The following is a 25,159-nucleotide window of genomic DNA, read 5'->3' on the forward strand; positions in this document are numbered from 1 at the left end:
AAGCTCTCCGCCACATCGCTCGCGACACCTCGCGACCGCTCACACTCTACGGAATACTCCCTTGACCAGCACAAACGACTTTGCCGGAACCCTGCGGGGCGGGGAGGGCGGCCTGCCGGCGATCCGCCGGGCGCGGCGACCTAAGTCGCGTCGGGCCTGGACAGCAGCTCCCGCAGCGTTGCCAGCAGCTCGCGCCGGTCCGCCGCTCCCAGCTTGCCGCGGATGCGGGCCATGTGGTGCTCCACCGTCTTGCCCGAAATGAACAGCTTGCTGCCCGCCTGCTTGTACGTCAGCCCCTCGACGACCAGGCGGGCCACCTCCAGCTCGCGCTCGCTCAACGCCGCCAAGCCCGTCCCGGCCGCCGGTTCCGAGGGTGCTCCCGGGTCGCGGCGGGCCGCCGTTCCCTGGAACTGGCGGGCCGCCTCGAGGAGCTGGACCATCGCCTTGCGGTCGGACGTGCGGATCGCCGCCTGGCCGGCCAGGCGAGCCGCGTCCCAGCGCAGCCCCAGGTCGTGCAGCTCGGCCGCCGCCGCCGTGATGGCGTCCGGGTCGAAACTTCCGCCGAGGACCGCCAGCCAGCCCTGGGCCGCCGTGGCCAGGGCGCGGGGGTGGCGGCCGCAGTGGGCGTGGGTGGTCAGCGTCGCCAGGTAGGCCTTGACCGCGTCCGCGTCCTCCAGGGTGATCGCCGCGTGCAGCTCGTGCCACACCAGGGAGACCGTCCACAGTGGAGGCTCGCCCAGCCGGGCCAGGAGGCCGTGGGCGCGCTCGAACTGGCCGGACAGCTTGGCGAACGCGCCGGTGCGGGCCGCCGCGATCGCCAGCTCGCCCAGCGGCAGCAACGTGAACAGGTCCGTCTGCTGCCGCATCGACGCCTGGTACGCCCGGTTCCACGACCGCTGCAGGCCGACGAGGTCGCTCGCCCGGCGCGCCAGGCCGAGTTCCAGGGTGGCGAAGAACAGCTCGTCGCGCGCCTCCAGGGAACGGCCCGCGACGGCGTCGCGGTGTTCGGCCGCCGTCGCCAGGTCGCCCGCCGTCATCGCGACCCAGCCCAGCAGCAACCGGTGGCGCGCGGCCAGGAGATCGCCGCCGGTGCCGCCGTCCAGCGCCCTGCTCAGCACGGACTCCGCCAGCGCCAGCTCGCCCGTGTGCAGGGCGACGAGCGCGGCCAGCGCGGCCGGGCTGTCCGGCAGCAGCGTGCCGCCCAGCGCGGGCTCCAGCATCGTGGCCGCGCCCAGCAGCGTCGACAACGTCTCCGTCGCGCAACCGGACACCGAATCCACGATGCCGCGGGCCATCCGGGTGGCCGCGCCGGCGAACAGCGTCGGCGCGACGCCCGGCGTGGGGGAGTCGAGCAGCCGCCGGGCGCCCTCGAGGTCGCCGGTGCCGACCAGGGCCGTCGCCGAGAACGCGTCGGCGCGGCCCGCCCAGTGGTACAGCTCGGCGCTGCGGGCCAGTTCGCCGCGGTGCGCCAGTACGGTCGCCGCGATTTCCGCTCCTGCCGCCCGGGTTTCCGCGTCGGCCGCGCCGAGCATCCCGTCGCCGAGCCGCAACGCCGTGTCGAGGTCGCCGGACAACGCGGCCGCGCGCGCCCAGCCCGCCGTGACGGCCGCCGAGCGGTCGCCCGCTTCGGCAGCGGCCTCGAACAACTGCGTCGCCAAGCGCGCGTCGGACGGCAGCGCTTCCGCTGCTGCCGCGGCGAACGCGGCCGCCGCGGACGCTCCCGAGCTGCCCGTGCCGAGCAGGGAGCGGGCCAGGTCGAGCACCGGAAGGCCGTTCGCCAGCTGCAGTTCGACCAGCCGCTGCACCGTCGTGAGCCGGCGCGCGGGTGGCCCGAAGTCGCGGACGGCGGCCGCGGCCAGCGGCAGCAGCGTGTCGTCGGGGGCCAGCAGGCCGGTGGCGCGGGCGCCCTCGACGATGGCGGGCAGCTGGTCGGGCCGCCGGTCGAGCAGCGCGCACAGCAGGTCCAGGTTGCGCCCGGCGCCGGCCTCGGCCGCGATCAGGTAGCGGAGGACGTCGTCGTCGAGCTCGTCGAGCTCGGGCCGGAACTCCTCCAGCCGCCCCCGCAGCGCGCGTTCGGCCAGCCGTGGCACCCCGCCGCTGCGCGCGTGCAGCTCGGCGGCGGCCGCGGGGTCGGCGGGCGCACCCGTCACCGCGGACATCAGCCGCGCCACGTCTTCGACGCCGAGCGGGCCGAGCTGCAGCAGCGTCCAGCCGGGCGCCACCGCGGCCGGCCGGTGCGCGACGACGATCGGGCCGTCCGCGCCGGCGAGCAGGTCTTCGAGCTGGTCCGGGCCGAGCCGGTCGGCGTCGTCGACCAGCACGGCCTCGACGCCGGCCTCGCGGTAGCGGCGGTCGAGCGCGGTGAGCAGCACGCTCTTGCCGTACCCGCCGGGAGCGACGACGGCCAGGCGCAGGGGAGCGGCCGGTTCGGCGGCGACGCGGTCGAGCAGCTGCCGCGCCGCCGGGTGCACCGGAACGGTGTGCGGCGAGGGAACCTGCGTGAGCAGAGTGTTCAACAGTGACCTTCCCCGGCGGGGACGCAATGGGTGGGGGACGGAGAGGGACCGGCGGTGGCTTCGCGGGCGGTGACGGTGATCACCACGGCCGAGACCGCCGCGGCGAGCACCAGGACCGCGGCGGCGAGGGGCCGCCGCCGCTTGAACAGGCTGAGCGGGCCGGTGCGCTCGGGCAGCTCGAACGGCGTGATCTCGACCGGCGGCCGGGGCGGCCGCTCGCCGAGCTCACCGAGCGTGTCCACTTTGGGGAGCAAGGTGGTTTCGACGGCGGGGGGTTCCTGCGGGGTGCCGCGGTGGTCGGCGCGCAGGGCCGCGAGGGCAGCCGCGCCGAGCGCGGCGGTCGCCGGCGGAACCGGTCCCGCGAACACCGGGCACGGCGGCCGGGCCGGCAGCGCGTGCGGCGGGACGTCGCCGCAGAACACCACCCCGGCGAGCCCCTTGGGGGACGTCGAGGCCGCTCCGGCGAGCGCGAACAGCGTGCTCAACGCGGCCGCCGGGGCCACGCCCTCGGCGCTCTGGCCGGGCTGCCAGCCGCTGGCGCCGCTCGCGGTCGCGAGCGTCACGTTCACGCCGTCGGTGCCGAACTCGCAGACCCCGGCGACCTGGGCACCGGGCCCGGGGAGGGGCAGGTGCGCGCCGAGCGCGGCGACCGAGCCGGGGACCAGCGTCACCGCGGTGAACCCGGAGTCGGCCAGCGCCCGGCGCAGCACGTCACGGCGGTAGCCGCCCCAGTCGCCGGGGTGGGTCAGCACCAGGTGCTGCGGGGGTCCGCCGAACAGGTTCGCCGCGTGTTCGGCGATCCCTTCGACGAGGACGGTGGTCAGCGTCTCGGGCGGGAACGGCTCGCCTTCGACGAGCATCGGCACGTCGTCGCCGATCCGCCGGTGGAAGCCGGTCAGCAGCCGGGACGGGACCTGGGCGCCGGCCTGCGCGGCGGCGTCGCCGGTGAGCAGGTACCCCTCGTCGTCGAGGAACAGCGCGGACGCGGCGGCCGGGGAGCGTTCACCCAGCCAGAGGGGTTCGGGCTCGCCCCAGCCGGGGCCCTGTCGGCGGCAGGTCGCGGCGTGGGTCCGGCCCTGGGCCACATCGATCCCGAGGACGTAGGGCAACGGCGCTTTCCTCCTCACCTCGTGGCGGCCGATCGGGGGCACGGAATCCCCCTAGGGTTCGGGGCATCCTCACCCAAACGGGTTAGTCAGGCAAGGGTCTGGAGGGATTTAACCCAACTGAGCGCGTCTCGGATGAGCCCCTAACTCCCTAACGATGACATATCGATCCCCTATCGGCTGACTGGCCCGCGACTCGGAGTGATCCCCGATGTGCGTTGGGGGACGGTCTCCCTACCTTGATCACGGAGCAGCGGTCCCTGCGGTCGCTGCCGTCCCCCGAACCACCGGACCAGGAGAACTTCCATGGAATCCGTGCAGACCTTGCACGACTTCGCCCTGAACCTGCTCAACGACCCGACCGCGCTGGCGGCCTTCGGGACGGACCCGCAGGGCGCCCTCGCTGCCGCCGGTCTCGGCGATGTCAGCGCCGCCGACGTGCACGAGGTCCTGCCGCTGGTGCTCGACTACGTGCCGGTCGACAGCCTCCCGGCCGTGGGCGGCCTCCCCGTCGTCGGCGACCTGTCCCCGGTCGGCACCGACGCCCCGGGCATCCAGGGCGCGATCGACCAGCTCACCGCCCTCACCGCGGGCCTCGGCCTGCCGGCCACCTCGGGCCTGCCGGGCGTCGGCGACCTGGGTGTCGGCGAGCTCCCGGTCGTGGGCGACCTGCCCGCCGTCGGCGGCGTCGGCTCCCTGCCGGTCGTCAACGACGTGACCAACGCCGCCAACGCGAGCGCGCTGGCCGGCAACGTGACCGGTGCCGTCCTCGGCGGCGACCTGGCCCACGGCCTGGACTCGCAGGCCCTGTCGAACCTGACCGCGGCCCCGGGCTACCTGACCGACCCGAACACCGGCGTGGTCCCGCAGGCCGTTTCGGCCGCCGGCTCGGCCGTCTACGACGTCAAGGACCTCGGCGCCCACGTCGACTACCAGGCGCACGACGTCACCGGCCTCGCGACCGGCGCCGTCACCGGCACGGTCGACCACGTGACCGGCTCGCTCGGCAACGTCGGCAACGTCGGCGACTTCTCCGGCATCCTCAAGGGCGCGGGCGACATCGACGTCAAGCACGTCACCGGCGAGGTCTCCAACGCCGTCCACGGCCTCGGTGACGTCACCAACACCGTGACCTCCGCCACCGGCATCAACGTCGACCACAACCCGGTCGGCAACGTCGGCGAGCTGGCTTCCGGCAACGCCACGGCCGTCCACGACGTCGTGTCCGATGTCTCGGACATCAGCCACAACGCGCTGGGCAACCTGCACCTCGGCGACATCGCCTCGGGCAACGACCTCCACCTCGGGCACTGATCCCCGAACCGGTCACCGGTGCCCGTCCCGCGGTCTGGGTGCAGCCGCGGGACGGGCACCCGGTGTGCGTACGGGGAGTGAACCGGGGACACTCGACCATCGTGACCGCACCGGCTTGGCTCGAAGTGCTCAACGAGACGCTGGACGCGTGCCGCACGCACGGCCGCGCCGATCTCGCCGAGCGCCTGCGCAGACGCCGGGACGCCCCGCCCGGGCAGACCCGGCTCGGCGTGCTCGGTTTTCCCAAACAGGGCAAGGGGTACCTGCTCAACGCCGTGCTGAACGCGCCGGTGTGCGCGGTCGGCGACGCCGCGACCCCCGCCGTCCCCACCGAAATCGCCTACTCGCCCGAACCCGCCGCGACCCTGGTCGGCCGGTCCCGCGAACGGATCCCCGTCGCGGTCGAACGGCTCACCGGCGAACTCGGCGCCCGGCCCGCCGGCACGCTCAGCCGCGTCGAGGTCGGCGTGCCCCGCGAACTCCTCTCGGCCGGCCTCGTCCTAGTCGACACCCCGCCGGTCGGTGACCCGCGGTCTCCGCGCACCGCCGCCGCGCTCGACATGCTCGCCGAAGCCGACGCGGTGATCCTCGTTTCCGACGCGACGGCGCCGCTGACGGCCGCCGAACTCGCGCTGGCGCGGCACGTCCGCACCTGGTGCCCGCACGTCGTGCTGGCGCTCACGAAGATCGACGCCAGCCCCGGGTGGCGCGCGGTCGCCGAACGCAACCGCGCGATGCTCGGCGAGGCCGGGATCGACGCGCCCGTGTTGCCCGTTTCGGCCGTGGTGCGCCAAGCCGCCGCGAAAACCGGTGACGCGGAACTCAACGCCCGCTCGGGTTTCCCGGAGCTGCTCGCCTGGATCGCCGAGCAGGCCGCACGTCCGCCCGAGCAGTCCCGCGCGCTGCTCGCCGCCGTCGGGGTGCGCGCCGCGGCCGCCGAGCTGGTGGAGTCGCTGCGTGATCGCATCGACGCCGCCGGGCAGGACGCCGGGCTCGGCCAGGCCGCGCTGCTGCAGCGGGCCCAGCGCCGCGCGGACGACCTGCGCCGCCAGAACACCCGGTGGCAGAACCTGCTGTCCGACGAAATCACCGACCTGCTGTCCGACGCCGAGTACGACCTGCGCGAGCGGACGCGCAAGATCGTCTCCACGATCGACCGGACCTTCGACGAGGGCGACCCGGCGAAGGTGTGGGACGAATTCGCGCCCTGGCTGGACAACGCGCTGGCCGAGGCGGTCGACGTCAACTACGCGTGGCTGGCCGACCGGGCGGAGTGGATCGCGCAGGCGGTCGCGGCGTGCTTCGGCGCCCAGTACGACCGGGCCCTGCCCGACCTGCGGCTCGACGGCTCCGGCGTGGAGCACCTCGACGAGGTCGGCCGCCCGAAGATCGAGAAGTTCAAGATCGGCCAGCAGGCGTTCACCGGCCTGCGCGGGTCCTACGGTGGCGTGCTGATGTTCGGCCTGGTCACCAGCCTCGCCGGGCTGCCGCTGATCAACCCGGTCTCGCTCGGCGCCGGTGCCGCGTTCGCCGCGAAGACGATCAAGGACGAGGGCGGGATGCGGCTGCAGCGGCGGCAGGCCGTCGCCAAGCAGGCGGCGCAGCGGCACGTCGACGACGTCTTCCTGCGGTTCGGCAAGGAATGCCGCGACGCGATCCGCGTCGTGCAGCGGCGCCTGCGCGACCACTTCACCGGGCTGGCCGAGGAACTCGCCGACGAGCTGACGCGCGAACGCGAGACGATCCTGGCCGGCACCGCCGAGCGGGAGCGGCGGACCGGGCACATCCGCCGCGAGATCGACCGGCTCGCCGGGCTGCACCAGCGCGCGGGCGAGCTCGGCACGATCGCCGGACGGCAGCCGCGGCGGGAGCTCTCGGCGTGACCCAGGACGTCCGCGACCTGCTGAACGCCGCGGCCGGGCTCTACCGGGACGACCCGCGGGCGTCGGCGCTGCTGCACGACTGCCTCAACCGGCTGGAGCAGCCGCTGCGCGTCGCGTTCACCGGCGCGCCGTCCTCGGGGAAGACGACGCTCGCCGCCGCGCTGGGCGAATGGCCGACGCGCGCGCTGCGTGACTTGGTGCTGCTCGACGACCCCGGTCCGGCCGACGACGTCCCGGACGCGACGGTCCGGCTGGTCCGCCACCTCGAGCCGGACGAGCTCGCGGCGGCGCACCCGCCGGGCGGCTCGCCGTTCGCGCGGCAGAGCGCGGTGAACTCGGTGCTGGTGCTGTCGCGGGCCGACGAGGTCGGCGCGGGCCGGATCGACGCGCTGCTCACCGCGAAGCAGCTCGCGCGGCGCGCGTGGCGGGAAGACCCGCTGTGCACCGGGTTCCTGGGCGTGATCGCCGTCGCCGGGCAGCTCGCCTACGGCGGCCGCTCGTTGCGCGACGACGAATTCGACTTGCTGGCGGCGTTCGCCGCGGTGCCGCGCGAGGAGCTGGAACGGCACGTGCTGTCGGTGGATTCGTTCACCGATCCGGCGTTCCCGGGCCCGATCCCGGTCGAGACGCGCCGGTCGCTGGTGGTGCGGTTCGGCATGTTCGGCGTCCGGCTGGCCCTCACCTTGATCCGCACCGGCTGCGACGACCGCGTCAAGCTCTCGGCGGAGTTGGTGCGCCGCAGCGGGTTGGGCGAGCTGCGCGACACCCTGGCCGGGTGTTTCGTGGCGCGAGCCGAGGCATTGCGGGCCCGCACGGCGATCATCCGGCTGGAAGCCTTGCTGGCCGCCCAGCCCCGCCCGGGCGGCGACCGGCTGGTGTCCCGGGTGGAGCGGTTCGCCGCGGCCGCGCACGATTTCCGGGAGCTGCGCCTGATCGCCGACATCCGCGGCGGCCGCACGGCGTTGTCGGGGGAGCCCGCCGAGGAAGCGGTCCGGCTGCTGGGCGCCCAGGGCACGGCCCCGGCCGACCGGCTGGGCCTGGAACCGGACGCGGACCCGAACGAGATCTACGAGTCCGGCCTCGACGCCCTGCGGCGCTGGCGGCACGAGGCCGAGCGCCCGGACCGCCCCCACGCCGAACGAACCGCGGCGCACGTGGTGGTGCGGTCGGCCGAAGGACTGCTTTCGCTCTTCGCCTGACCGGTTCACCGCATTCGCTGCTTGCGGGTGAACTCCTGGCGAGCATTGACGGCCGTGGCGCCGCAGCGCACCATAGAGCGGTCTATGGCCACTGTGGCCGATGACACAGCGCGTTCCGTGGTCCAGCGCCGGCCCGAAGGGAACTCCCATGCCCGAAGACGTCCGTCCCCGGATCCGGTTGTTCGGCGAGCTCCTGGCGCACTGGGCGCGCGAGCGCCCCTCGGACCCCGCGCTGATCTTCGGCGACCGGACGTGGACCTGGGCGGAGTTCGACGAGCGGGTCCGGCGGCTGTCCGGCGCCCTCGCGGCCGCCGGCGTGGCCCGGGGCGACCGGGTCGCCTTCGTCGACAAGAACCACCCCGCCTGCCTGGAGACGACCTTCGCGGCGGCCGGGCTCGGTGCCGCCAACGCCGTGGTGAACTGGCGGCTGTCCGGTGACGAACTCGCCTACGTCCTCGCGGACGCGGGTGCGAAGGTCGTCTTCGTCGGCGCCGAACTGCGGCCCGCCCTCGACGCGATCCGCGACCGGCTGCCCGCGGTGGAACGGGTGATCGTCGTCGGCGGGGCCGCCGACGAGTACGAGGCCTTCCTGACCTCCGCCGCGCCGCACGGCGGAAGCGACGTCGACCCCGGCGACGGCGTCCTCGTCATGTACACCAGCGGCACCACCGGTTTCCCGAAGGGCGCCGTGCTGACTCACCGCAGCGTCCTCGCGCACGGCCTGGCCGCCGGGACCGCGTTCCCGATCGGCCCGGGCGACGTCAACCTGGTCGCGATGCCGCTGTTCCACGTCGGCGGCAGCTGTTACGCCGTTTCCGGATTCCTGTACGGCGAACCGTCGTACCTGACCCGCGAGCCGGACGCGGCGTCGCTGTTCGCGGCCCTGCAGGCCGGGATCACGCACGCCTTCCTGGTGCCCGCCGTCGTGGCCGGGATCGCGCAGGCCGGCGAGGCCGCGCTCCAGGCGTTCTCGCGGCTGAAGTACCTCTGCTACGGCGCCTCACCGATGCCGCTCCCGTTGCTGCGCACGGTGCTCGCCGCCTGGCCGGACGTCAAGTTCGCCCAGGTCTACGGCATGACCGAGCTGTCCGGCGCGGTCACCGCCCTCGACCCGGAGGCGCACCGCGACGCGTCGCGCCCCGAGCGGCTGGCCTCGGCGGGCACCGCACTGTCCGGAGTGGACCTCCGGATCGTCGACCCGGTCACGGCCGAGGACGCCGGAGTCGGCGAGGTGTGGGTGCGCACCGAGCAGCGGATGGCGGGCTACCTCGGCAAGCCCGAAGCGACCGCGGAGACCATGGTGGACGGCTGGGTCCGCACCGGTGACGTCGGGCGCCTGGACGACGGCGGATTCCTGTTCCTCGAGGACCGCGTCAAGGACATGATCATCACCGGCGGTGAGAACGTCTACTCGCCCGAGGTCGAGCGCGTGGTGGCGGAGTTCCCCGGCGTCGCCGAGGTGGCCGTGATCGGCATCCCGGACGACCGCTGGGGCGAGCAGGTCAAGGCCGTCGTGGCCGGCGACCAGCTCGACGCCGAGAAGATCGTGGAGTTCTGCCGCGAGCGGCTGGCCCACTACAAATGCCCGCGCAGCGTCGACGTCGTGGCCGCGTTGCCGCGCAACGCCACCGGAAAGATCCTCAAGCGTTCGCTGCGGGAACCCTACTGGCGGGACCGGGACCGGAACGTCTGATGCCGCCGGTCACCCGGCACCGCTACTTCGAGGCCGCGCTGGACGTGCTGGCGCGGCACGGGTTCACCGAGTTGAACGTCGGCGCGCTGTGCCGCGGCCTCGGCGTCACGAGCGGGTCGTTCTACCACCACTTCGGCGGCTGGCCGGGTTTCGTGGCGCAACTGCTGGACCACTGGGAGAACCGCCAGGTGCGCATCCTGCGCGAGCGCCATTTCGGCACCGGCGGGCCGGCGGCCGACTTCGCGGCGCTGATGGACCTCACCCTCGGGCTGCCGCACGAGGCCGAAGCCGCCATCCGCGCGTGGGCGCGGAACGACGAAACCGTGCGCGCGGCGCAGAAGCGCGTCGACGACGCCCGGCTGCGGACGGTCGGCAAGGCGGTCGAGGGGATCGTCGGCGACCGGGCGCTGGCCCGGACGCTGACGTCACTCGGGATGGCGATGCTGGTGGGGCACCAGCAGCTCGCGTCGGCGGGGGAGCACGGCGAGCTGACGGACCTGCTCGCCGAGTACACCCGGCTGGTGCACTCCCGCGCGGGCGGCGGTTAGAGCTGGGTTCGGGTTCGCTGCGAAGTCTGCGGATCAGGCGTTGCCGAGCACGCGGGTGACGGTGATCTCGATGACCACCCGCTGCGGGTTCGGCTTGGGCTGCCGGTAGCGGGCGGCGTACCGGTTTTCGGCGTCGCGCACCGATTCCGGGTCTTCGCGCAGCACCGCGCGTCCCTCCAAAGTGGACCAGCGCGGGCCGTCGAGCTGGCAGACCGCGACCGGGATCCCGTCCGCGCCCGCGGCGCGCACGAGCCGGGCCTTGACCGACGGGGCGAAGGTGATCACCCGCGCGAGGCCGGCCTCGAAGTCGACGGTGACGCCGACCGCGACGACGTGCGGCGTGCCGTCCGGCCGGACCGTGGTCAGCGTGGCCAGGTGGCGCTCGGTCCAGAACGCGCGGAAGTCCGGCCCGCGGCCGTCGAGGTCGATCGTCATGACGTCCACGCTAGTCCGTCCGGGTGGACGGGGCGCGTGCGGATCCACGCAGGGTAATAGTAAGGAAAGTTTCCTAACACTCTTGACCTGGTCTTGAACCTTCTGTCACGCTTCGAATCACCTCGCCGCAGCCAACGATTTCTTTACGGAGGAGCCATGAAGAGAGTCGTCCGGGCGGCGGTGGTTTCGGCCGCGCTGGCCGCGGGGCTGCTGAGCGTGCCCACGTCCGCGTCCGCGGCCGGCACGCCGTACGTGCCGGGAACGCTGCGGCCGTCGGTCTCGCAGGCCACGCAGGACGCGGCCCTGCAGAAGTACTACGACTTCTGGAAGAAGAACTTCCTGACCACCAAGTGCGGCAGCGGTACGTACGCGGTGCTGTCCAAGGACGCCGACCACTCCTTCGTCGCCGAGGGCGAGGGGTACGGCATGACGATCGCGGCGATGATGGCGGAGAAGGACCCGCAGGCCCGCGCAATCGTCGACGGGATCCTGAAGTTCGTGAAGGCGCACCCGTCGGTCAACAACAAGGACCTCCACGCGGCCGAGCAGGACTCGAACTGCAAGAGCGTCAACGGCAGCGACTCGGCCACCGACGGCGACCTCGAGATCGCCTACGGCCTGCTGATCGCGGACAAGAAGTGGGGCAGCGGCGGCGCGGTCAATTACAAGGCCGAAGCCGTCCGGATCATCAACGCGATCAAGAAGAGCGAGGTCAACGGCACCACGAAGTTCACCTTGCTGGGCGACTGGGGCAACGACGCGGAGTACAAGAACAGTTCCCGTTCGTCGGACTGGATGCCGGGCCACCTCCGCGCCTTCGCGGCGGCGACGGGGGACAGCTTCTGGACGTCGGTCCGCACCCGTTCGGAGACGGCGGTGACCCAGCTGCAGTCGTCGTACGCGCCGAACACGGGACTGCTGCCGGACTTCGTGGTCAACACGAACTCGACGCCCAAGCCGGCACCGGCGGACTTCCTGGAGGGACCGTACGACGGCAAGTACAGCTGGAACGCCTGCCGCGACCCGTGGCGCCTGGGCGCAGACGCGATTTCGGTTTCCGGAAGCGCGGCGGCGGGCCAGGTCCGCAAGATGAACACGTGGATCAAGTCGGCGACGGGCGGTGACCCGTCGAAGATCCAGAGCGGGTATTCGCTGTCGGGATCGAAGACGGAGAGCGGGCAGCACCCCTGCTTCACGGCCCCGTTCGCGGTGGCGGCGATGACGGACCCGGGTAGCCAGGCGTGGCTGGACAAGCTGTGGACGGCGGTTTCGTCCTGGTCGCCGGATGCGACGGACTACTACGGGACCGGGATCACGGTTCAGGTGCTGTTGATTTTGAGCGGTAACTACGTGGCCGCCTAGCTCGGCTCGCGCGGCGGCAGTCCCGCGGCCCGGTAGATCTCGTCGATCACGGTCATCGTCTCGACCGCGTCGGCCGCCGAGGTCTTCACCGGTGCGCCCTCCAGGACTGCCGCCGCGAACGCGTCCAGCTGGTACGCGTAGGTCGCCCGGCGGGGGAACTTCTCCGTGCGCTTCACCCCGTCGATCTCCACCGTGAAGCGGTGGTACGCCTGGGGCATCAGCGGGTTCACCACCCGGATCGACCCGCGGGAACCCGTCACCGACGCGCTGATCTTCAGCACCGATGACGACCACATCGAGCACTTGATCCGGCCCGTGTGGCCCGCGGGGTACGCCAGGTCCGCCGTCATCGCGCGGTCCACCTGCGGCGACCGCAGCCGAGCCGTGGCCGACACCACCTTCGGCGTCTCGCCGCCGAACAGGCGTGCCATGTGGACCGCGTAGCAGCCCGCGTCCATCGTGGCCCCTCCCGCCAGTCCGTAGTCGTAGCGGATGTCCGAGAATTTCGGCAGCGGGAAACACACCGCCGTCTCGACCCGTTGCAGCGAACCCAGCTCGCCCGAGGCCACGAGCTCCTCCACCCGCAGGGCCAGCGGGTGGTACCGGTAGTGGAACGCCTCCATCACCACCCGGTCCGACGCCGAAGCCAGCTCGGCGATCTCCCGGGCCTCGGCCGCGTTCGCCGTGAACGGCTTCTCGCACAGGACGTGCTTTCCCGCCGCCAACGCCGCTCGTGTCCAGCGGCCGTGCAGGCCGTTCGGCAGCGGGTTGTACACCGCGTCGATGTCCGGATCCGCCAGGAGGTCCTCGTACGAGGCAACCACCCGGGGGATCCCGTGCCTGGATGCAAACGCTTGCGCGCGCTCCGGGGACCGGGCCGCGACCGCGGTCACGGACACCGGGGACACAGCAGCAGCAGGCTTGACCAAGGCCGCGGGCGCGATGCGAGCCGCCCCCAGGATGCCGATCCGCAGGCTCATGTCCGCGAAGCTAGCACCGGCCAGGATTTCAACAGGCAGTTGACCGCTTCAACAACGAGTTGTAGCGTGCCAGCCAGCCGAACAGTGAAGGTCCGTTATGTCCCGTTCTCGTACCGTGCAGGCGGTGTTGCTGGCGAGCGTCGCCGTGCTGGTGACGGCTTGTGGTGGCGGCCCGGACGGCGCGGGCGGGACGTCGCAGGCCGCCGGCGCGCCCGCGTCCGGCATCCCGGACACCGCGGCGATCGTCCAGGGCGTCCAGAAGGACGCCCAGCTCAACGCCGCTCTCCCGGACACCGTCAAGCAGGCCGGCCTGCACCTGGCCTCGAACCTGCAGTCCGCGCCCAACAACTTCTACGCCGCCGACGGCAAGACCCCGATCGGCTACGAGGTCGACCTCGCGAAGGCCATCGCGGCCAAGCTCGGCGTCGCCGTCACGCACCAGGACATGGCGTTCGGCTCGCTCATCACCAGCCTCCAGTCCGGCCGCATCGACCTCACCATGGCCGGCATGAACGACACCAAGGCGCGTCAGGCCCAGATCGACTTCGTCGACTACTTCACCTCCGGCATCACGATCATGATCCGCAAGGGCAACCCCGACGGCATCACCGGCCCGGACACCCTCTGCGGCAAGAACGTCGCCGTCGTGCAGGGCACCAGCCACCAGAAGTTCGCCGCCGAGCAGAGCACGAAGTGCACGCAGGCCGGGAAGCCCGCCGTGAACGTCACCGCGACCGACAGCGACAACCAGAACCAGAACCAGCTGCGCACCGGCCGTGTGCAGGCGATCCTCAACGACCTCCCCAGCGCCGTCTACATCTCGCGGACGGCCGGTGACGGCAAGTTCTTCGAGGTCGTCCCGGGCGAGCCGATCGACGGCGGCCCGTACGGCATCGGCGTCAACAAGGCCAACACCGCGCTGCGCGACTCCGTGCAGAAGGCGCTCCAGACCCTGATCGCCGACGGCACCTACGGCAAGATCCTGCAGGCCTGGGGCGTCGAGCAGGGCGCGATCAAGGAGGCCGCGGTCAATGGCGGCTCCTGAACCGCTCCCGATCGTCCGGCTGAGGCACTGGGGCCGCTGGGTCGCCGCCGCGATCATCATCGCGCTGCTCGTCCTGCTGGGCATCGCCCTCGGCAACGCGCAGATCGAGTGGAACCAGGTCCCGGACTTCGTCTTCTACAAGGTGATGGCGACCGGCCTGCTCAACACCGTCGTCCTCGCCGTGCTGTCCCAGGCCGTCGCGATCGTGCTCGGCATCGTCATCGCCCTGCTGCGCCGCAGCGCCAATCCGGTCGCCCGCTGGTTCGCCGCCGGCTACATCTGGATCTTCCGCGGCCTTCCGGTGCTGCTGCAGATCCTGCTCTGGTACAACCTGGCGCTCGTCTTCCCGGTCATCGACATCCCGTTCCTCGTCCACGCGCAGACGAACGTCCTGATCAGCGCGTTCACCGCCGCGTTCCTCGGCCTGGCGCTCAACGAAAGCGCGTACATGGCCGAAATCGTCCGGGCCGGCCTGAACAGCGTCGACAGCGGCCAGACCGAGGCGGCGAAGTCGATCGGCATGACGCCGGCCGCGACGCTGCGCCGGGTCGTGCTGCCGCAGGCCATGCGCGTGATCATCCCGCCGACCGGCAACGACTTCATCAACATGCTCAAGGGCACGTCGATGGCGTCGGTGATCGGCGTGACCGAGCTGATCCACGCGGCCAACAACATCTCGTCCAACAACCTCCTGGTGATGGAGACGCTGCTGGCCGCGGCCGTCTGGTACATGGTCGTGGTGACCGTCGCCGGCGTCGGCCAGCACTACCTGGAACGCGCCTTCGGCCAGGCCGACCGCGGCCCGCTCGCCCGCGCGGGCAAGGCGCTGCGCGGCGTGCCGCTGGTGAGGAGTGCCCGTGTCTGAACCCCTGCTGCGCGCCGTCGGCGTCCGGAAGTCCTACGGCCACACCGAAGTCCTCGGCGGCATCGACCTGGACGTCCACAAGGGACAGGTCGTCTGCCTGCTCGGCCCGTCCGGTGCCGGGAAGAGCACGTTCCTGCGCTGCATCAACCACCTCGAGACCATCGACGCCGGCCAGATCTGGGTCGACGGCGAGCCGATCGGCTTCCGGCAGCGCGGCGGCAAGCTGTACGAGCTGCGCGAACGCGAGGTGGCGCGCCAGCGGCGTGACATCGGCATGGTGTTCCAGCGGTTCAACCTCTTCGCGCACCGGACGGCCCTGGAGAACGTCGTCGAAGGACCGATCCGGGTCCTCGGGCTGCGTCCCGAAGACGCCCGCAAGCAGGGCCTCGAGCTGCTCGACCGGGTCGGGCTGGCGCACCGCGCCGACGCCTACCCGGCGCAGCTGTCCGGCGGCCAGCAGCAGCGCGTGGCGATCGCGCGGTCGCTGGCGATGAAGCCGAAGCTGATGCTGTTCGACGAGCCGACGTCGGCCCTCGACCCGGAGCTGGTCGGTGAAGTGCTGGAAGTGATGAGTACGTTGGCGGGGGAGGGGATGACGATGGTCGTCGTGACGCACGAGATGAGCTTCGCCGCGGAGGCCGCCGACGAGGTGGTGTTCCTGGCCGACGGCGCCGTCGTCGAGACCGGGCCGCCCTCGGAGGTCCTGAGCGCGCCGAAGCACGACCGCACCCGGCAGTTCCTGGCGAGGATCCTCGCGTGAGGAGGATTTCGCCCCGCTACCTGCTCCAGTTCGACGAGCCCGGCGGCTACCTCGACTTCGCCCGGTTCGGCCCGCCCTCGCACGCGGTGCTCGACACGACGGCCGCCCTGCTCGACCAGGCCACCACGGCCGGGCCGTCCACTGTGGACGAGCTGATGCGGCAGGAGGTCCGGGCCAAGGCCGCCGCTGCGCGGCTGTCCTCCTCGGACACCGACCACACCGTGCTGCTGCCCCACACCAGCCTCGGCCTGTTCCAGGCCGCCTTCCACAGCACCGGCGAGGTGCTCGTGTCGGCTTCGGAGTTCCCGGCCAACACCTACCCGTGGGCTCGGGCCGAGCAGGCCGGGCGGCTGCGCGTGCGCCGGCTGACCAGCGGATACGTGACGCCCGAGCGGGTCGCGGCGGCGCTGACGCCGGAGATCACGACGGTCAGCGTCAGCGCGGTCGACTTCCGCACCGGCTACCGCGCCGACCTCGCCGCGCTGCGCGAGGTCGTCGGCGACCGGCTGCTGGTCGTCGACGGCATCCAGGGCTTCGGCGTCGTCGAGGAGCCGTGGGAGGTCGCCGACGTCCTGGTCGTCGGCGGGCAGAAGTGGCTGCGCGCGGGCTGGGGGACCGGCTTCGCGGTGCTGTCCGACCGCGCGCTGGACCGGATGGACCCGGTGCTGTCGGGCTGGACCGGCGCGCGCGACCCGGGCCTGTTCGACGACGAGATCCACCCGCCGGACGCGACCGCCCAGGCCTGGTCGATCTCCAACCTCAGCCCGATCACCTCCGGCGCGTTCGCCGAGGCCCTCGAGCTGGTCGAGGAGGCCGGTGTCGGCGCCATCGCGGCGCGGATCGCCGAGCGGCTGGCCTCCTTCGAAGAGGTGCTGGCCTCCTGTGGCGCCGAAGTCGTCTCGGCGGTCGGCCGCCGCGCGGGGATCCTGGCGTTCACCCTGCCCGGCCACCCCGCCGAGCAGGTCGGGGCGGCTTTGGCGAACGCCGGGATCGCGGCGACCGTGCGCCCCGAGCACGTCCGGCTGTCACCGCACGCCTCGACCCCGGCGGCGGGCGCGGACCTGCTGCGCTCCGCGCTGGAGACGTTGACGCGGCCGCGCGAACCCCTGGTGGTCCCGGCCGCCGGGGCGACCACGCACGACGTGCTCACCGCGCTGGTGCCGGCCATCCCGGGCCTCGCGGCGATGCTCGGCCCGGGCAACGAAGTCCTGCTGCACGACCTGAGCCGGCTGCCGGACTCGATCATCGCCATCGCCGGCGACCTCACCGGCCGCAGCGTCGGCGGCCCGATGACCGACCTGCTGCTCGGCCTGGTCCGCCGCGGCACCACCCAGGACCTGACGAACTACCGCACGCACGGCCCGGACGGGCGGCCGATCCGCTCCTCGACGCTGTTCCTGCGGGACGCCGACGGGGTCGCGGTCGGCTGCCTGTGCGTCAACAGCGTCGAGGAGGCCGCGGCGCCGGGCGGCAACGGCGAGCCGGAGACTTTCCCACCGGACGTCGACAGCCTGCAGCGGTTCCTCGTGGACCGGGCGGTGACGAAGGCGGGCATCCCGGTGGACCTGATGAAGAAGCGCCACAAGGCGGCCGTGGTGCGAGAGCTCGACGAAGCCGGTTATTTCCTCATCAAGGACGCGGTCGACCACCTGGCCGGCCGCCTCGACGTCACCCGCTACACGATCTACAACTACCTCAACGAGATCCGCGCCTGATCGGCCGCTTGCCACCCGCGCGTTCCGGGCGGACCATGGCGCGCATGACCGAATCGGACACCCGGGCCCTGGTCCGGCTCGAAGCGGACGGCGAGGCGGACGCCGAAGAGTTCGACCTGCTCGCCCGCCGCCTGCGCGCCGAGCTGGGCGGCCTGGACGTGGACGTGCAGCCGGTGCCGGGCGAGCTCCCCCCGGGCGCGAAGGCCGCGGACCCGGTGACGGTCGGCTCGTTGATGGTGGCGTTCAGCGCGGCGGGCGGCGTGTTCCCCGGCCTGGTCGAGACGTTGCGCGAATGGCTGGGCCGCCAGGCGGGCCGGCACAAGATCAAGGTGACGATCGACGGCGACACGGTCGAGCTGGAGCGGGCGACGACGGCCGAGCGCCAGCAGCTGATCGACGCTTTCGTCCGCCGCCATGGCTAGCCGCCACGCCCTGCTGATCGCGACCGAGACCCACGCCGACCCGACCCCTGCCCCCGGGCCCGAGACGGCCGCCACCGAGCCGGTGGCGGCCGCCGAGAGCGACGGCGCTGCCGAGAAGACCTACTTCAGATAGGACTCCACCGCATCCGCGGCGAAGGAAACCCCGCCGTGACCCCGGATCTCCGCCTTCAACTCCGCCAACCTCGCCGCCACCGAAGCCGACGACGACACCTCGTCCACCGCCTCCCGCAGCGATGAAGCCGTCACCTCGGTGGCCGGCAGGTGGCGGCCCACGCCCAGCGCCTCCAGCTGGGCCGCGTTGCCGAACTGGTCCGCCGCCTGGGGAATCGCCACCGTCGGGACGCCGAACCACAGCGCTTCCGTCGCTCCGCCCATCCCCGCGTGCGTGATGAACGCCGACGCCGCCTCCAGCACCGCCAGCTGCGGCACGCTCTCGTGCACCTCCACCGACGGCGGCAGCGGCCCCAGTGACGCCGGCGAGACGTGCTTCCCGATCGACATCACCACGTGCCAGTCCTCGGCGAACGCCTCGACGCACGCCCGGTACACCGGAAGCTGGTCGTTGAACGCCGTCCCGAACGACACGAGCAGCACCGGACGTCCCGACGACGGCGGGGTCCACGAACGGTCGGCCAGCCGCGCCGGATCCAGGCACGGCCCGACGAACCGCACGTGCGATCCCACCCGGTCCGCCGACGGCTGCATCGCCCGGGGAATCAGCGAAAGCACCCGCGACGGGTGCCCGAGCCACTCCCAGGGATCCGCGGAAACCCCGTGGGACGCCAGCCACTCCGCCAACGTGGCCGCATAGTCCACACCGGACGGTGACGCCTTGATCGGGTCCATCACCGGCGCCATTTCCTCGTCGTAACCCTCCCACGCCACCAGCGTCGGCGACAGCTGCACGGCCGGCACGCCGTACCGCAGCCCCAGCAGCGGCGCGCCCAGCCCGCCGATGTCGTACAGCACGAGATCCGGCCGGTCACCGTCGAACCGCTCGATCAGGCCGGGGTGGATCGCGATGGCTTCGTCGAGGAAAACGCGCATGGCCTCGGCCGGCTCTTCCGGCCACACGGCCGCTTCGCCGAGCGGGAAGATCGTCGGGTGCTCGACGACGTCGGCGCCCGTCGGCGCGACCAGCGAAGCCAACGGCGACCCGACGACGTAGGACACCCGGTGCCCGCGGCGGACCAGTTCGGCGATCACGCCCAGCGACGGGAAAATGTGGCTCGGCGCGGTGCAGCCGACCATGACGATGTGTTTGCGCAGCATGGTGCTCCTTCAAGCCGGAAAGACCAGACGGCGCGCAGGTGAAGGGGCTCTCCCGATCGGCGGGGAGCCCGGCGGTCACGCCGTCTCAGACGAGGCGGAGCCGGATGAAGAAGATCATGGAACCGACCGTACGGGATCCCGGAACGTCCGCGCCACCCGATTTCCACCCTTCGTAGGGCCTTCGTGCTCGACGGTCCCGTCGGAGCCCGTGCCGGGTCTAGGGTTTCTCCCGCTGGAAGACGCCCGGAAAAGGGAGAAATCAGTGAGACGTGTCGTATTCGCCGTCGCGGCGGTGGTGGCGTCCGCGCTCGTGGCCGCACCCGCCGCGAACGCAACGCCGGCCGCCAGCGCCGCGCCGGACGCGAAACCGGCGTCGATCGCCTGGGGACCGTGCACCGACCCCACGCTGTCCGGCGCCGGCGCCGAATGCGGGTACCTCGGCGTGCCGCTCGACTACCGCAAGCCGGGCGGCGAGCAGGTCCAGCTCGCCGTCAGCCGCGTCAAGCACAAGGTGCCCGACGCGCAGTACCAGGGCGTCATGCTGACGAACCCGGGCGGCCCCGGCGGTTCCGGCCTGCTGCTGGCCACCCGCGGGCCCCGGATCCCGAACCACGCCGGCGACGCCTACGACTGGATCGGCTTCGACCCGCGCGGGGTCGGCGCCAGCAAGCCCGCGCTGAGCTGCGACAAGAACTACATGGACTACAACCGGCCGCAGTACGTGCCGTTCACCCCGCAGCTGGAGAAGACCTGGCTGAACCGCGCAAAGGGGTACGCCGACGCCTGCGCGAAGAACAACTCGCGGGCCCTGCTGGAGAACATGAAGACGACCGACACGGTCAAGGACATGGACTCCCTCCGCAAGGCGCTCGGCCAGAAGCAGCTGAACTTCTACGGCTACTCCTACGGCACCTACCTCGGCGAGGTGTACGGCTCGCTGTACCCGCAGAACGTCCGGCGGATGGTGCTCGACTCGACGGTCGACCCGCGCGGCGTCTGGTACGGCGACAACCTCAACCAGGACGTTGCCTTCGACCGGAACATCCTGATCTGGTTCGGCTGGGTCGCCCAGCACGACGACGTCTACCACCTCGGCAAGACCCAGGCCGCGGTGCAGCGGGTGGTGAACGAGCAGCTGCTCAAGACGTCGTTCACCCCGGCCGGCGGCGTGATCGGGCCGGACGAGATCCTCGACGTCATCCAGCAGGCGAGCTACTACCAGCTGCGGTGGACGCTGCTGGGCGACGCGCTGTCCCGGTTCGTGAACAAGGGTGACTGGCAGAACTGGAAGTCGCTCTTCGAGGCCTTCGGCGGCCGCGGCGACGACAACAGCTACGCGGTCTACCTCGCCGTGCAGTGCACCGACGTCCAGTGGCCGCAGAGCTGGAACCAGTGGCGGCGCGACAACTGGCAGACCTTCGCCAAGGCGCCGTACTTCACTTGGCAGAACGCCTGGTTCAACGCGCCCTGCGTCTATTGGCCCGCGAAGGCCGGAAAGCCGGCGAAGATCGACGGCCGGGGCGTGCCGAGCGTGCTGATGATCGACGAGACGCTGGACGCGGCGACGCCGTTCGAGGGCAGCCTCGAGGTCCGCAGCCGCTTCCCGGGCGCGTCGCTGATCGCCGAGCCGGGCGGCACCAGCCACGCGATCACCCCGCGCCAGAACGCCTGCGTCGACAACAAGATCGCGGACTACCTGGCGACGGGCGCCCTTCCGGCCCGCAAGCCGGGCCGCGGGGCCGACGTCGAATGCGCCCCGCTGCCCCAGCCGGTTCCGACGGCACCGACGGCGGCCAAGGCCGACGTCGCGGCCACCCAGGGCCTGGTCGCCGGGCGGTTCGCCGGCTGACCTGCGGAAACCCTCGGAAACGGGGTGTCGGGCCCAGTGCCCGGCACCCCGTTTTCGTGCTTTCCGGCGCCGGGGGCTTTGAACCCTCGTGGACTTTGTGTTACAAAGTGCGCAGCAACTTTGCGCTACAAAGTCCACGAAAGGAGGACGCCATGACTGGGGGACCGGCGTTCGCGCTCCACGGCCTCACCAAGCGGTTCGGGCAGGTCACGGCGGTCGACGGGGTGTCCGTCGAGGTCGCGCGCGGGGAGGTCGTCGCGCTGCTCGGGCCGAACGGCGCGGGCAAGTCGACCACCGTCGACATGCTGCTCGGGCTGACCAAGCCGGACGCGGGGGAGGTGACCGTCGCGGGCGGCACCCCGCGCGCCGCCGTCGACCGGGGGCTCGTCGGGGCGATGATGCAGAACGGCGCGCTGCTGCCGGACGCCACCGTCGGCGAGATCGTCGGCCTGATCGTCTCGACGCACGAGAACCCGCTGCCGGCCGCCGAGGTGATCGCCCGCGCGGGCCTGGAAAAGCTCGTGAAACGCCGCTGCGGCAAGCTGTCCGGCGGGGAGCGCCAGCGCGTCCGGTTCGCCCTGGCCCTGGCCGGCGACCCGCAGCTGCTCGTGCTCGACGAGCCCACCGCGGCGATGGACGTCGACGGCAGGCGCGCGTTCTGGGCCGCCATCCGCGAGTTCGCCGCCGGCGGCCGGACCGTGCTGTTCGCGACGCACTACCTCGCCGAGGCCGAGGACTACGCCGACCGCGTCGTGCTGATGCGCCACGGCGTCGTCGTCGCCGACGGCCCGGTCGCCGAGGTCCGGGCCGCGGTGTCCGGCCGGGTGCTCAAGGCCGTCGTGCCCGGCGCGACCGACACGGACCTCGCGCACCTGCCCGGCGTCACGAGCGTGCAGCTGCGCGGCGGCCGCGCCGAGCTCGCCTGCGCCGACTCCGACGCCGCGATCCGCGCCCTGCTCGCGGCGCACCCGCAGGCGTCCGACATCGAAATCACCGCGCTGGGCCTCGAAGAAGCCTTCCTGGCGCTGACCGCCGAGGAGGCCGCCGCGTGAACACGACGTACCTGAGCCTGGAGATCAAGCGGATCGTCCGCAGCCCGCAGTTCACCATCTTCACCATCGGCATGCCGCTGGCCATGTTCCTGCTGTTCGGCTCGATCTTCGGCAAGCTCGTGACCCCGAACGGCCTGGCCTCGAACGTCCAGACCATGATCAACCTGGCCGCGTACGGCGCGAGCGGCGGCGCCCTGTTCACCGGGACGCGGGTGGCGCAGGAACGCACCGACGGCTGGCAGCGGCAGCTGCGGCTCACGCCGATGCGCGGCCCCGGCTACCTGGTGGTCAAGGTGCTGTCGGCGATGGCCGTGGCGCTGCCGGTCCTCGTGGTGCTGTTCCTCGCCGGGCTGGCGACGGGGGTCGAGATGACCGCCGCGCAGTGGGGCCTGGTGCTGGTGTCGCTGTGGCTGGGCGTGCTGCCGTTCGCCGTGCTGGGCCTGGCCATCGGCCTGTTCGGCAAGGGGGACACGGTCGGCGCCGTCACCGGCGCGCTGATGATGCCGCTGGGCATGCTCGGCGGCCTGTGGATCCCGCTCTGGGTGCTCCCGGACTGGATGGCGACCGTGGCGCACTTCTTCCCGACGTTCTGGCTCGGCCGGGTCGGCCTCGAACCGCTGGCCCACCAGGGCGGGATGCTTGTGGCGGCGCTCGTGCTGCTGGGCTGGCTGGTGGTGCCGGCGCTGGTCGTGCTGCGCCGGTTCCGGCTGGACACGGCGCGGCTCTAGATGCGTGTTAGCTTCCGTGCAGTGCTGCGGGGTCTGCACGGGAGGAGGGCGAACCAGGTGGAAGACGAGCCGATGTCGGCCGAGGAGTCGCTGAACCTGATCGCCCGGCAGAACCAGCGGACGCGCCGGGAACTGGGCGGGGGCCCGGCGCGGATGCTCGCCGCCTGGGCCTTCGCCTGGATCGTCGGCTGGGGCTTCACCTACGTGACGGTCCAGCCGGGCGTCGCGATCCCCGGCTGGGTCGCCGGCGCCATCGTCGTCCCGCTGCTGTTCCTGGGCGCGATGGCCTACACGACCTACACCAGCATCCGGTCCGGCCGCGGGATCCGCGGGCCGTCCCGCACGATCGGCGCGATGTACGGCTACGGCTGGGCGCTCTCCTCGATCGGGCTGATGGTCGTCGACATCCGGATCACGCAGTTCCAGTCGTTGTCGTCGGAACAGGTGTCGCTGCTGTGGTCGGGCACCTGGCTGCTGCTCACCGGCGTGATGTACCTGGCGGGCGGCATGGTGTGGCAGGACAAGCTGATGTACGGCCTCGGCGCGTGGATGATCGTGTCGGCCGCGCTGAGCGTGCTCGTGGGCTACCCGCACAACTTCCTCGTGCTCACGATCTGCGGGGGCGGCGGGTTCCTGCTCGCCGCCATCGTCTACTTCGTCCGCGAGAAGTCCGGCCGATGAGCGAACTGCCCCAGCTCGACCCGGTCATCCACGCCCAGGCGCGGCTGCGGGTCACCGTCGCCCTCGCCGGGCTGCGTCCCGGCGACCAGATCACCTTCCCGCGCCTGCAGCAGCTGCTCGACATGACGGCCGGCAACCTCTCGACCCACCTGCGCAAGCTCGAGGACGCCGAGTACGTCGAGATCACCAAGGCCTACGAGCACCGCACGCCGGTCACCCTGGTCCGGCTGACCACGGCGGGCCGGGCCGCGTTCGAGAGCTACACCAAGGCGCTGCACCGTCTGCTGGACGCCACCGGCGGGGACTGACGTGGCCCGCTGGGTGATCCACCTCGACCTGGACGCCTTCTACGCCTCGGCCGAGCAGCTCACCCGCCCGACGCTGGCCGGCCGTCCCGTGCTCGTCGGCGGGACCGGGCCCCGCGGCGTCGTCGCCGGGGCCAGCTACGAGTCCCGGGCGTTCGGGATCCGTTCGGCGATGCCGATGGCACAGGCCCGGCGGCTGCTGCCGGCGAACGGCGTGATCGTGCCGCCGCGGTTCCGCGTCTACGAGCGGCTCAGCCAGGAGGTGTTCGCGGTCGTCACCGAGGTCGCGCCGGTGCTGGAGAAGATTTCGCTCGACGAAGCCTTCGCCGAACCGCCTTCGCTGGTCGGCGCTTCCTTCGACGAGGTGACGGCGTTCTGCGCGTCGCTGCGGGCGCGGATCCGGGCGGAGACCGGCCTGGTGGCGTCGATCGGCGCGGGCAACGGCAAGCAGATCGCGAAGATCGCCTCCGACGAGGCCAAACCGGACGGGCTGCTGGTCGTCCCGCAGGGCACCGAACGCGAGTTCCTGGCGCCGCTGCCGGTGCGCGCGCTGTGGGGCATCGGCCCGGTCGCGGAGGGGAAGCTGCGGTTCATCGGCGTCCAGACGCTCGGACAGCTGGCGGCCCTGTCCGAACCGGACGCCGTGGCGACGCTCGGCGGCGTGATCGGCCGCGACCTGCGCCGGCTGGCGACCGGCGCCGACGACCGCCCGGTGGCCGGCCGCGCCGAGACCAAGCAGGTCAGCGCCGAGACGACGTTCGACACCGACATCAAGGACCTCCCGACGTTGCGCGCGGAGGTCCGCCGGATCGCGGTGGGCGCGCACCAGCGGCTGGTCAAGGCCGGCCGCGTGGCGCGCACGGTGGTGATCAAGCTCCGGCACACGGACATGCACACGGTGACCCGCTCGGAGACGATCTCCGCGCCCACGGACGACCTCGCCGAGCTGTCGGCCACTGCGGAGCGCCTCCTGATCGACCCGGCCGAGTTCGGCGGCATCCGCCTGGCGGGCGTGGCCTACAGCGGGCTTTCGGTGCCGCATCAGGACGCGCTGTTTTCGCTGGCCGCGCCCTCGGCCCCCACGGTGGTGTCGTCCACCCCGGCGCCGTCCCCCGCGGCACCACCGTCGGAGTGGCGCCAGGGCGACGACGTGGTCCACGAGGAGTTCGGCACCGGCTGGGTCCAGGGCGCGGGCCACGGCCGGGTGACGGTCCGCTTCGAGCACCGGTCGTCGGGCCCCGGTGTGGCGCGCACCTTCCCCCAAGCGGACCCGGCCCTGACCCGCGGCGACCCCGGCGATTGCCTACGCTGAAGCGCCCCAATGTGGCGTTGGGTGGGGGGGGGGGCCCCCCCCCCCCCCCGGGGGGGGGGGGGGGGGGGGGGGCGCGGGGGGGGGGGGGGGGGCAGC

23 protein-coding genes are annotated in these 25,159 nt (G+C 72.4%); 18 read left to right on the top strand and 5 right to left on the bottom strand.

Annotated features, from left to right (window positions below; translation table 11 throughout):
* Nucleotides 1-140 precede the first annotated feature (140 nt).
* Nucleotides 141-2,516: a LuxR C-terminal-related transcriptional regulator gene (locus ACWEF6_RS38390; RefSeq protein ID WP_449687443.1), complete on the bottom strand. Its 2,376-nt coding sequence runs from the start codon at nucleotides 2,514-2,516 to the stop codon at nucleotides 141-143.
* Entirely contained in the window at nucleotides 2,513-3,625 is a 1,113-nt protein-coding gene (locus tag ACWEF6_RS38395) for an Hsp70 family protein (protein ID WP_310976011.1), read from the bottom strand. Before ACWEF6_RS38395 ends, ACWEF6_RS38390 begins: the two co-directional genes overlap by 4 nt.
* Before the next feature lie 303 nt (nucleotides 3,626-3,928).
* Between ACWEF6_RS38395 and ACWEF6_RS38400 the strand changes: the two genes are divergently transcribed.
* The 5 genes from ACWEF6_RS38400 to ACWEF6_RS38420 all read left to right on the top strand — a co-directional run bounded on the left by ACWEF6_RS38400 (nucleotide 3,929) and on the right by ACWEF6_RS38420 (nucleotide 10,259).
* Nucleotides 3,929-4,936 carry an IniB N-terminal domain-containing protein gene (locus tag ACWEF6_RS38400; RefSeq protein ID WP_449687444.1) on the top strand — a complete coding sequence of 336 codons (1,008 nt, stop codon included), beginning with the start codon at nucleotides 3,929-3,931 and terminating at the stop codon, nucleotides 4,934-4,936.
* 101 nt (nucleotides 4,937-5,037) lie between these two features.
* Entirely contained in the window at nucleotides 5,038-6,819 is a 1,782-nt protein-coding gene (locus ACWEF6_RS38405; protein WP_449687445.1) for a dynamin family protein, read from the top strand.
* Complete coding sequence (locus ACWEF6_RS38410; RefSeq protein ID WP_449687446.1) at nucleotides 6,816-8,018, top strand: GTPase; 1,203 nt, start codon at nucleotides 6,816-6,818, stop codon at nucleotides 8,016-8,018. Before ACWEF6_RS38405 ends, ACWEF6_RS38410 begins: the two co-directional genes overlap by 4 nt.
* 148 nt (nucleotides 8,019-8,166) lie before the next feature.
* The gene (locus ACWEF6_RS38415; protein ID WP_449687447.1) at nucleotides 8,167-9,711 is read left to right on the top strand and encodes an acyl-CoA synthetase; all 1,545 of its coding nucleotides are present in this window, start codon (nucleotides 8,167-8,169) and stop codon (nucleotides 9,709-9,711) included.
* Complete coding sequence (locus ACWEF6_RS38420; protein WP_449687448.1) at nucleotides 9,711-10,259, top strand: TetR/AcrR family transcriptional regulator; 549 nt, start codon at nucleotides 9,711-9,713, stop codon at nucleotides 10,257-10,259. The genes ACWEF6_RS38415 and ACWEF6_RS38420 overlap by 1 nt, the downstream gene beginning before the upstream one ends.
* 33 nt (nucleotides 10,260-10,292) lie before the next feature.
* On the opposite strand, the gene ACWEF6_RS38425 is transcribed toward ACWEF6_RS38420, so the two are convergent.
* A complete protein-coding gene (locus tag ACWEF6_RS38425; protein ID WP_310976018.1) occupies nucleotides 10,293-10,694 on the bottom strand; it encodes a PPOX class F420-dependent oxidoreductase in 402 nt (133 codons plus the stop codon).
* A 156-nt stretch (nucleotides 10,695-10,850) separates the two neighbouring features.
* Between ACWEF6_RS38425 and ACWEF6_RS38430 the strand changes: the two genes are divergently transcribed.
* Nucleotides 10,851-12,056, top strand: coding sequence for a glycosyl hydrolase family 8 (locus tag ACWEF6_RS38430; RefSeq protein WP_449687449.1), 1,206 nt, complete (start codon nucleotides 10,851-10,853; stop codon nucleotides 12,054-12,056).
* On the opposite strand, the gene ACWEF6_RS38435 is transcribed toward ACWEF6_RS38430, so the two are convergent.
* Nucleotides 12,053-13,036, bottom strand: a complete 984-nt coding sequence (locus tag ACWEF6_RS38435; protein WP_449687450.1) for a Gfo/Idh/MocA family protein — start codon at nucleotides 13,034-13,036, stop codon at nucleotides 12,053-12,055. The genes ACWEF6_RS38430 and ACWEF6_RS38435 overlap by 4 nt on opposite strands.
* A 97-nt stretch (nucleotides 13,037-13,133) precedes the next feature.
* Here ACWEF6_RS38435 and ACWEF6_RS38440 point away from each other — a divergent pair, with 97 nt between their 5' ends.
* Genes ACWEF6_RS38440 through ACWEF6_RS38465 form a run of 6 tightly spaced genes read left to right on the top strand, consistent with a single transcriptional unit; the run spans nucleotide 13,134 to nucleotide 17,976 of the window.
* Nucleotides 13,134-14,081 (top strand): ABC transporter substrate-binding protein, encoded by a 948-nt coding sequence (locus tag ACWEF6_RS38440; protein ID WP_449687451.1) that lies wholly within the window; start codon nucleotides 13,134-13,136, stop codon nucleotides 14,079-14,081.
* Entirely contained in the window at nucleotides 14,068-14,946 is an 879-nt protein-coding gene (locus tag ACWEF6_RS38445) for an amino acid ABC transporter permease (protein WP_449687452.1), read from the top strand. Before ACWEF6_RS38440 ends, ACWEF6_RS38445 begins: the two co-directional genes overlap by 14 nt.
* Nucleotides 14,939-15,706, top strand: a complete 768-nt coding sequence (locus tag ACWEF6_RS38450; protein ID WP_449687453.1) for an amino acid ABC transporter ATP-binding protein — start codon at nucleotides 14,939-14,941, stop codon at nucleotides 15,704-15,706. The genes ACWEF6_RS38445 and ACWEF6_RS38450 overlap by 8 nt, the downstream gene beginning before the upstream one ends.
* Nucleotides 15,703-17,421, top strand: coding sequence for an aminotransferase class V-fold PLP-dependent enzyme (locus ACWEF6_RS38455; RefSeq protein WP_449687454.1), 1,719 nt, complete (start codon nucleotides 15,703-15,705; stop codon nucleotides 17,419-17,421). Before ACWEF6_RS38450 ends, ACWEF6_RS38455 begins: the two co-directional genes overlap by 4 nt.
* A gap of 44 nt (nucleotides 17,422-17,465) precedes the next feature.
* Nucleotides 17,466-17,843 (top strand): effector-associated constant component EACC1, encoded by a 378-nt coding sequence (locus ACWEF6_RS38460; RefSeq protein ID WP_449687455.1) that lies wholly within the window; start codon nucleotides 17,466-17,468, stop codon nucleotides 17,841-17,843.
* On the top strand, nucleotides 17,836-17,976 hold the full coding sequence (locus ACWEF6_RS38465) for a hypothetical protein (RefSeq protein ID WP_449687456.1): 141 nt from the start codon (nucleotides 17,836-17,838) through the stop codon (nucleotides 17,974-17,976). The genes ACWEF6_RS38460 and ACWEF6_RS38465 overlap by 8 nt, the downstream gene beginning before the upstream one ends.
* Here the strand turns inward: ACWEF6_RS38465 and ACWEF6_RS38470 are convergent.
* Nucleotides 17,964-19,136, bottom strand: coding sequence for a macrolide family glycosyltransferase (locus ACWEF6_RS38470; protein ID WP_449687457.1), 1,173 nt, complete (start codon nucleotides 19,134-19,136; stop codon nucleotides 17,964-17,966). The two genes, ACWEF6_RS38465 and ACWEF6_RS38470, sit on opposite strands and share 13 nt — an antisense overlap.
* Before the next feature lie 262 nt (nucleotides 19,137-19,398).
* Between ACWEF6_RS38470 and ACWEF6_RS38475 the strand changes: the two genes are divergently transcribed.
* The 6 genes from ACWEF6_RS38475 (at nucleotide 19,399) to ACWEF6_RS38500 (ending at nucleotide 25,063) form a co-directional block, all read left to right on the top strand.
* A complete protein-coding gene (locus ACWEF6_RS38475; RefSeq protein WP_449687458.1) occupies nucleotides 19,399-20,985 on the top strand; it encodes an alpha/beta hydrolase in 1,587 nt (528 codons plus the stop codon).
* Nucleotides 20,986-21,137: 152 nt separating this feature from the next.
* Nucleotides 21,138-22,037: an ABC transporter ATP-binding protein gene (locus ACWEF6_RS38480; protein WP_449687459.1), complete on the top strand. Its 900-nt coding sequence runs from the start codon at nucleotides 21,138-21,140 to the stop codon at nucleotides 22,035-22,037.
* Entirely contained in the window at nucleotides 22,034-22,765 is a 732-nt protein-coding gene (locus ACWEF6_RS38485; protein ID WP_449680327.1) for an ABC transporter permease, read from the top strand. The genes ACWEF6_RS38480 and ACWEF6_RS38485 overlap by 4 nt, the downstream gene beginning before the upstream one ends.
* A 57-nt stretch (nucleotides 22,766-22,822) precedes the next feature.
* Entirely contained in the window at nucleotides 22,823-23,446 is a 624-nt protein-coding gene (locus tag ACWEF6_RS38490; RefSeq protein WP_449687460.1) for a hypothetical protein, read from the top strand.
* The gene (locus ACWEF6_RS38495; protein ID WP_449687461.1) at nucleotides 23,443-23,754 is read left to right on the top strand and encodes a transcriptional regulator; all 312 of its coding nucleotides are present in this window, start codon (nucleotides 23,443-23,445) and stop codon (nucleotides 23,752-23,754) included. The genes ACWEF6_RS38490 and ACWEF6_RS38495 overlap by 4 nt, the downstream gene beginning before the upstream one ends.
* A gap of 1 nt (nucleotide 23,755) precedes the next feature.
* Entirely contained in the window at nucleotides 23,756-25,063 is a 1,308-nt protein-coding gene (locus ACWEF6_RS38500) for a DNA polymerase IV (protein ID WP_449687462.1), read from the top strand.
* Nucleotides 25,064-25,159: the final 96 nt, after the last annotated feature.

It is taken from the genome of Amycolatopsis sp. NPDC004772 (assembly GCF_053601215.1).

What these genes read in the sequence shown, in the direction of transcription:
- ACWEF6_RS38470 (WP_449687457.1), bottom strand. Translation starts at nt 19,136, where the DNA reads ATGCTGCGCAAACACATCGTCATGGTCGGCTGCACCGCGCCGAGCCAC.
- ACWEF6_RS38425 (WP_310976018.1), bottom strand. Translation starts at nt 10,694, where the DNA reads ATGACGATCGACCTCGACGGCCGCGGGCCGGACTTCCGCGCGTTCTGG.
- ACWEF6_RS38430 (WP_449687449.1), top strand. Translation starts at nt 10,851, where the DNA reads ATGAAGAGAGTCGTCCGGGCGGCGGTGGTTTCGGCCGCGCTGGCCGCG.
- ACWEF6_RS38480 (WP_449687459.1), top strand. Translation starts at nt 21,138, where the DNA reads ATGACTGGGGGACCGGCGTTCGCGCTCCACGGCCTCACCAAGCGGTTC.
- ACWEF6_RS38465 (WP_449687456.1), top strand. Translation starts at nt 17,836, where the DNA reads ATGGCTAGCCGCCACGCCCTGCTGATCGCGACCGAGACCCACGCCGAC.
- ACWEF6_RS38495 (WP_449687461.1), top strand. Translation starts at nt 23,443, where the DNA reads ATGAGCGAACTGCCCCAGCTCGACCCGGTCATCCACGCCCAGGCGCGG.
- ACWEF6_RS38460 (WP_449687455.1), top strand. Translation starts at nt 17,466, where the DNA reads ATGACCGAATCGGACACCCGGGCCCTGGTCCGGCTCGAAGCGGACGGC.
- ACWEF6_RS38400 (WP_449687444.1), top strand. Translation starts at nt 3,929, where the DNA reads ATGGAATCCGTGCAGACCTTGCACGACTTCGCCCTGAACCTGCTCAAC.
- ACWEF6_RS38445 (WP_449687452.1), top strand. Translation starts at nt 14,068, where the DNA reads ATGGCGGCTCCTGAACCGCTCCCGATCGTCCGGCTGAGGCACTGGGGC.
- ACWEF6_RS38420 (WP_449687448.1), top strand. Translation starts at nt 9,711, where the DNA reads ATGCCGCCGGTCACCCGGCACCGCTACTTCGAGGCCGCGCTGGACGTG.
- ACWEF6_RS38440 (WP_449687451.1), top strand. Translation starts at nt 13,134, where the DNA reads ATGTCCCGTTCTCGTACCGTGCAGGCGGTGTTGCTGGCGAGCGTCGCC.
- ACWEF6_RS38415 (WP_449687447.1), top strand. Translation starts at nt 8,167, where the DNA reads ATGCCCGAAGACGTCCGTCCCCGGATCCGGTTGTTCGGCGAGCTCCTG.
- ACWEF6_RS38435 (WP_449687450.1), bottom strand. Translation starts at nt 13,036, where the DNA reads ATGAGCCTGCGGATCGGCATCCTGGGGGCGGCTCGCATCGCGCCCGCG.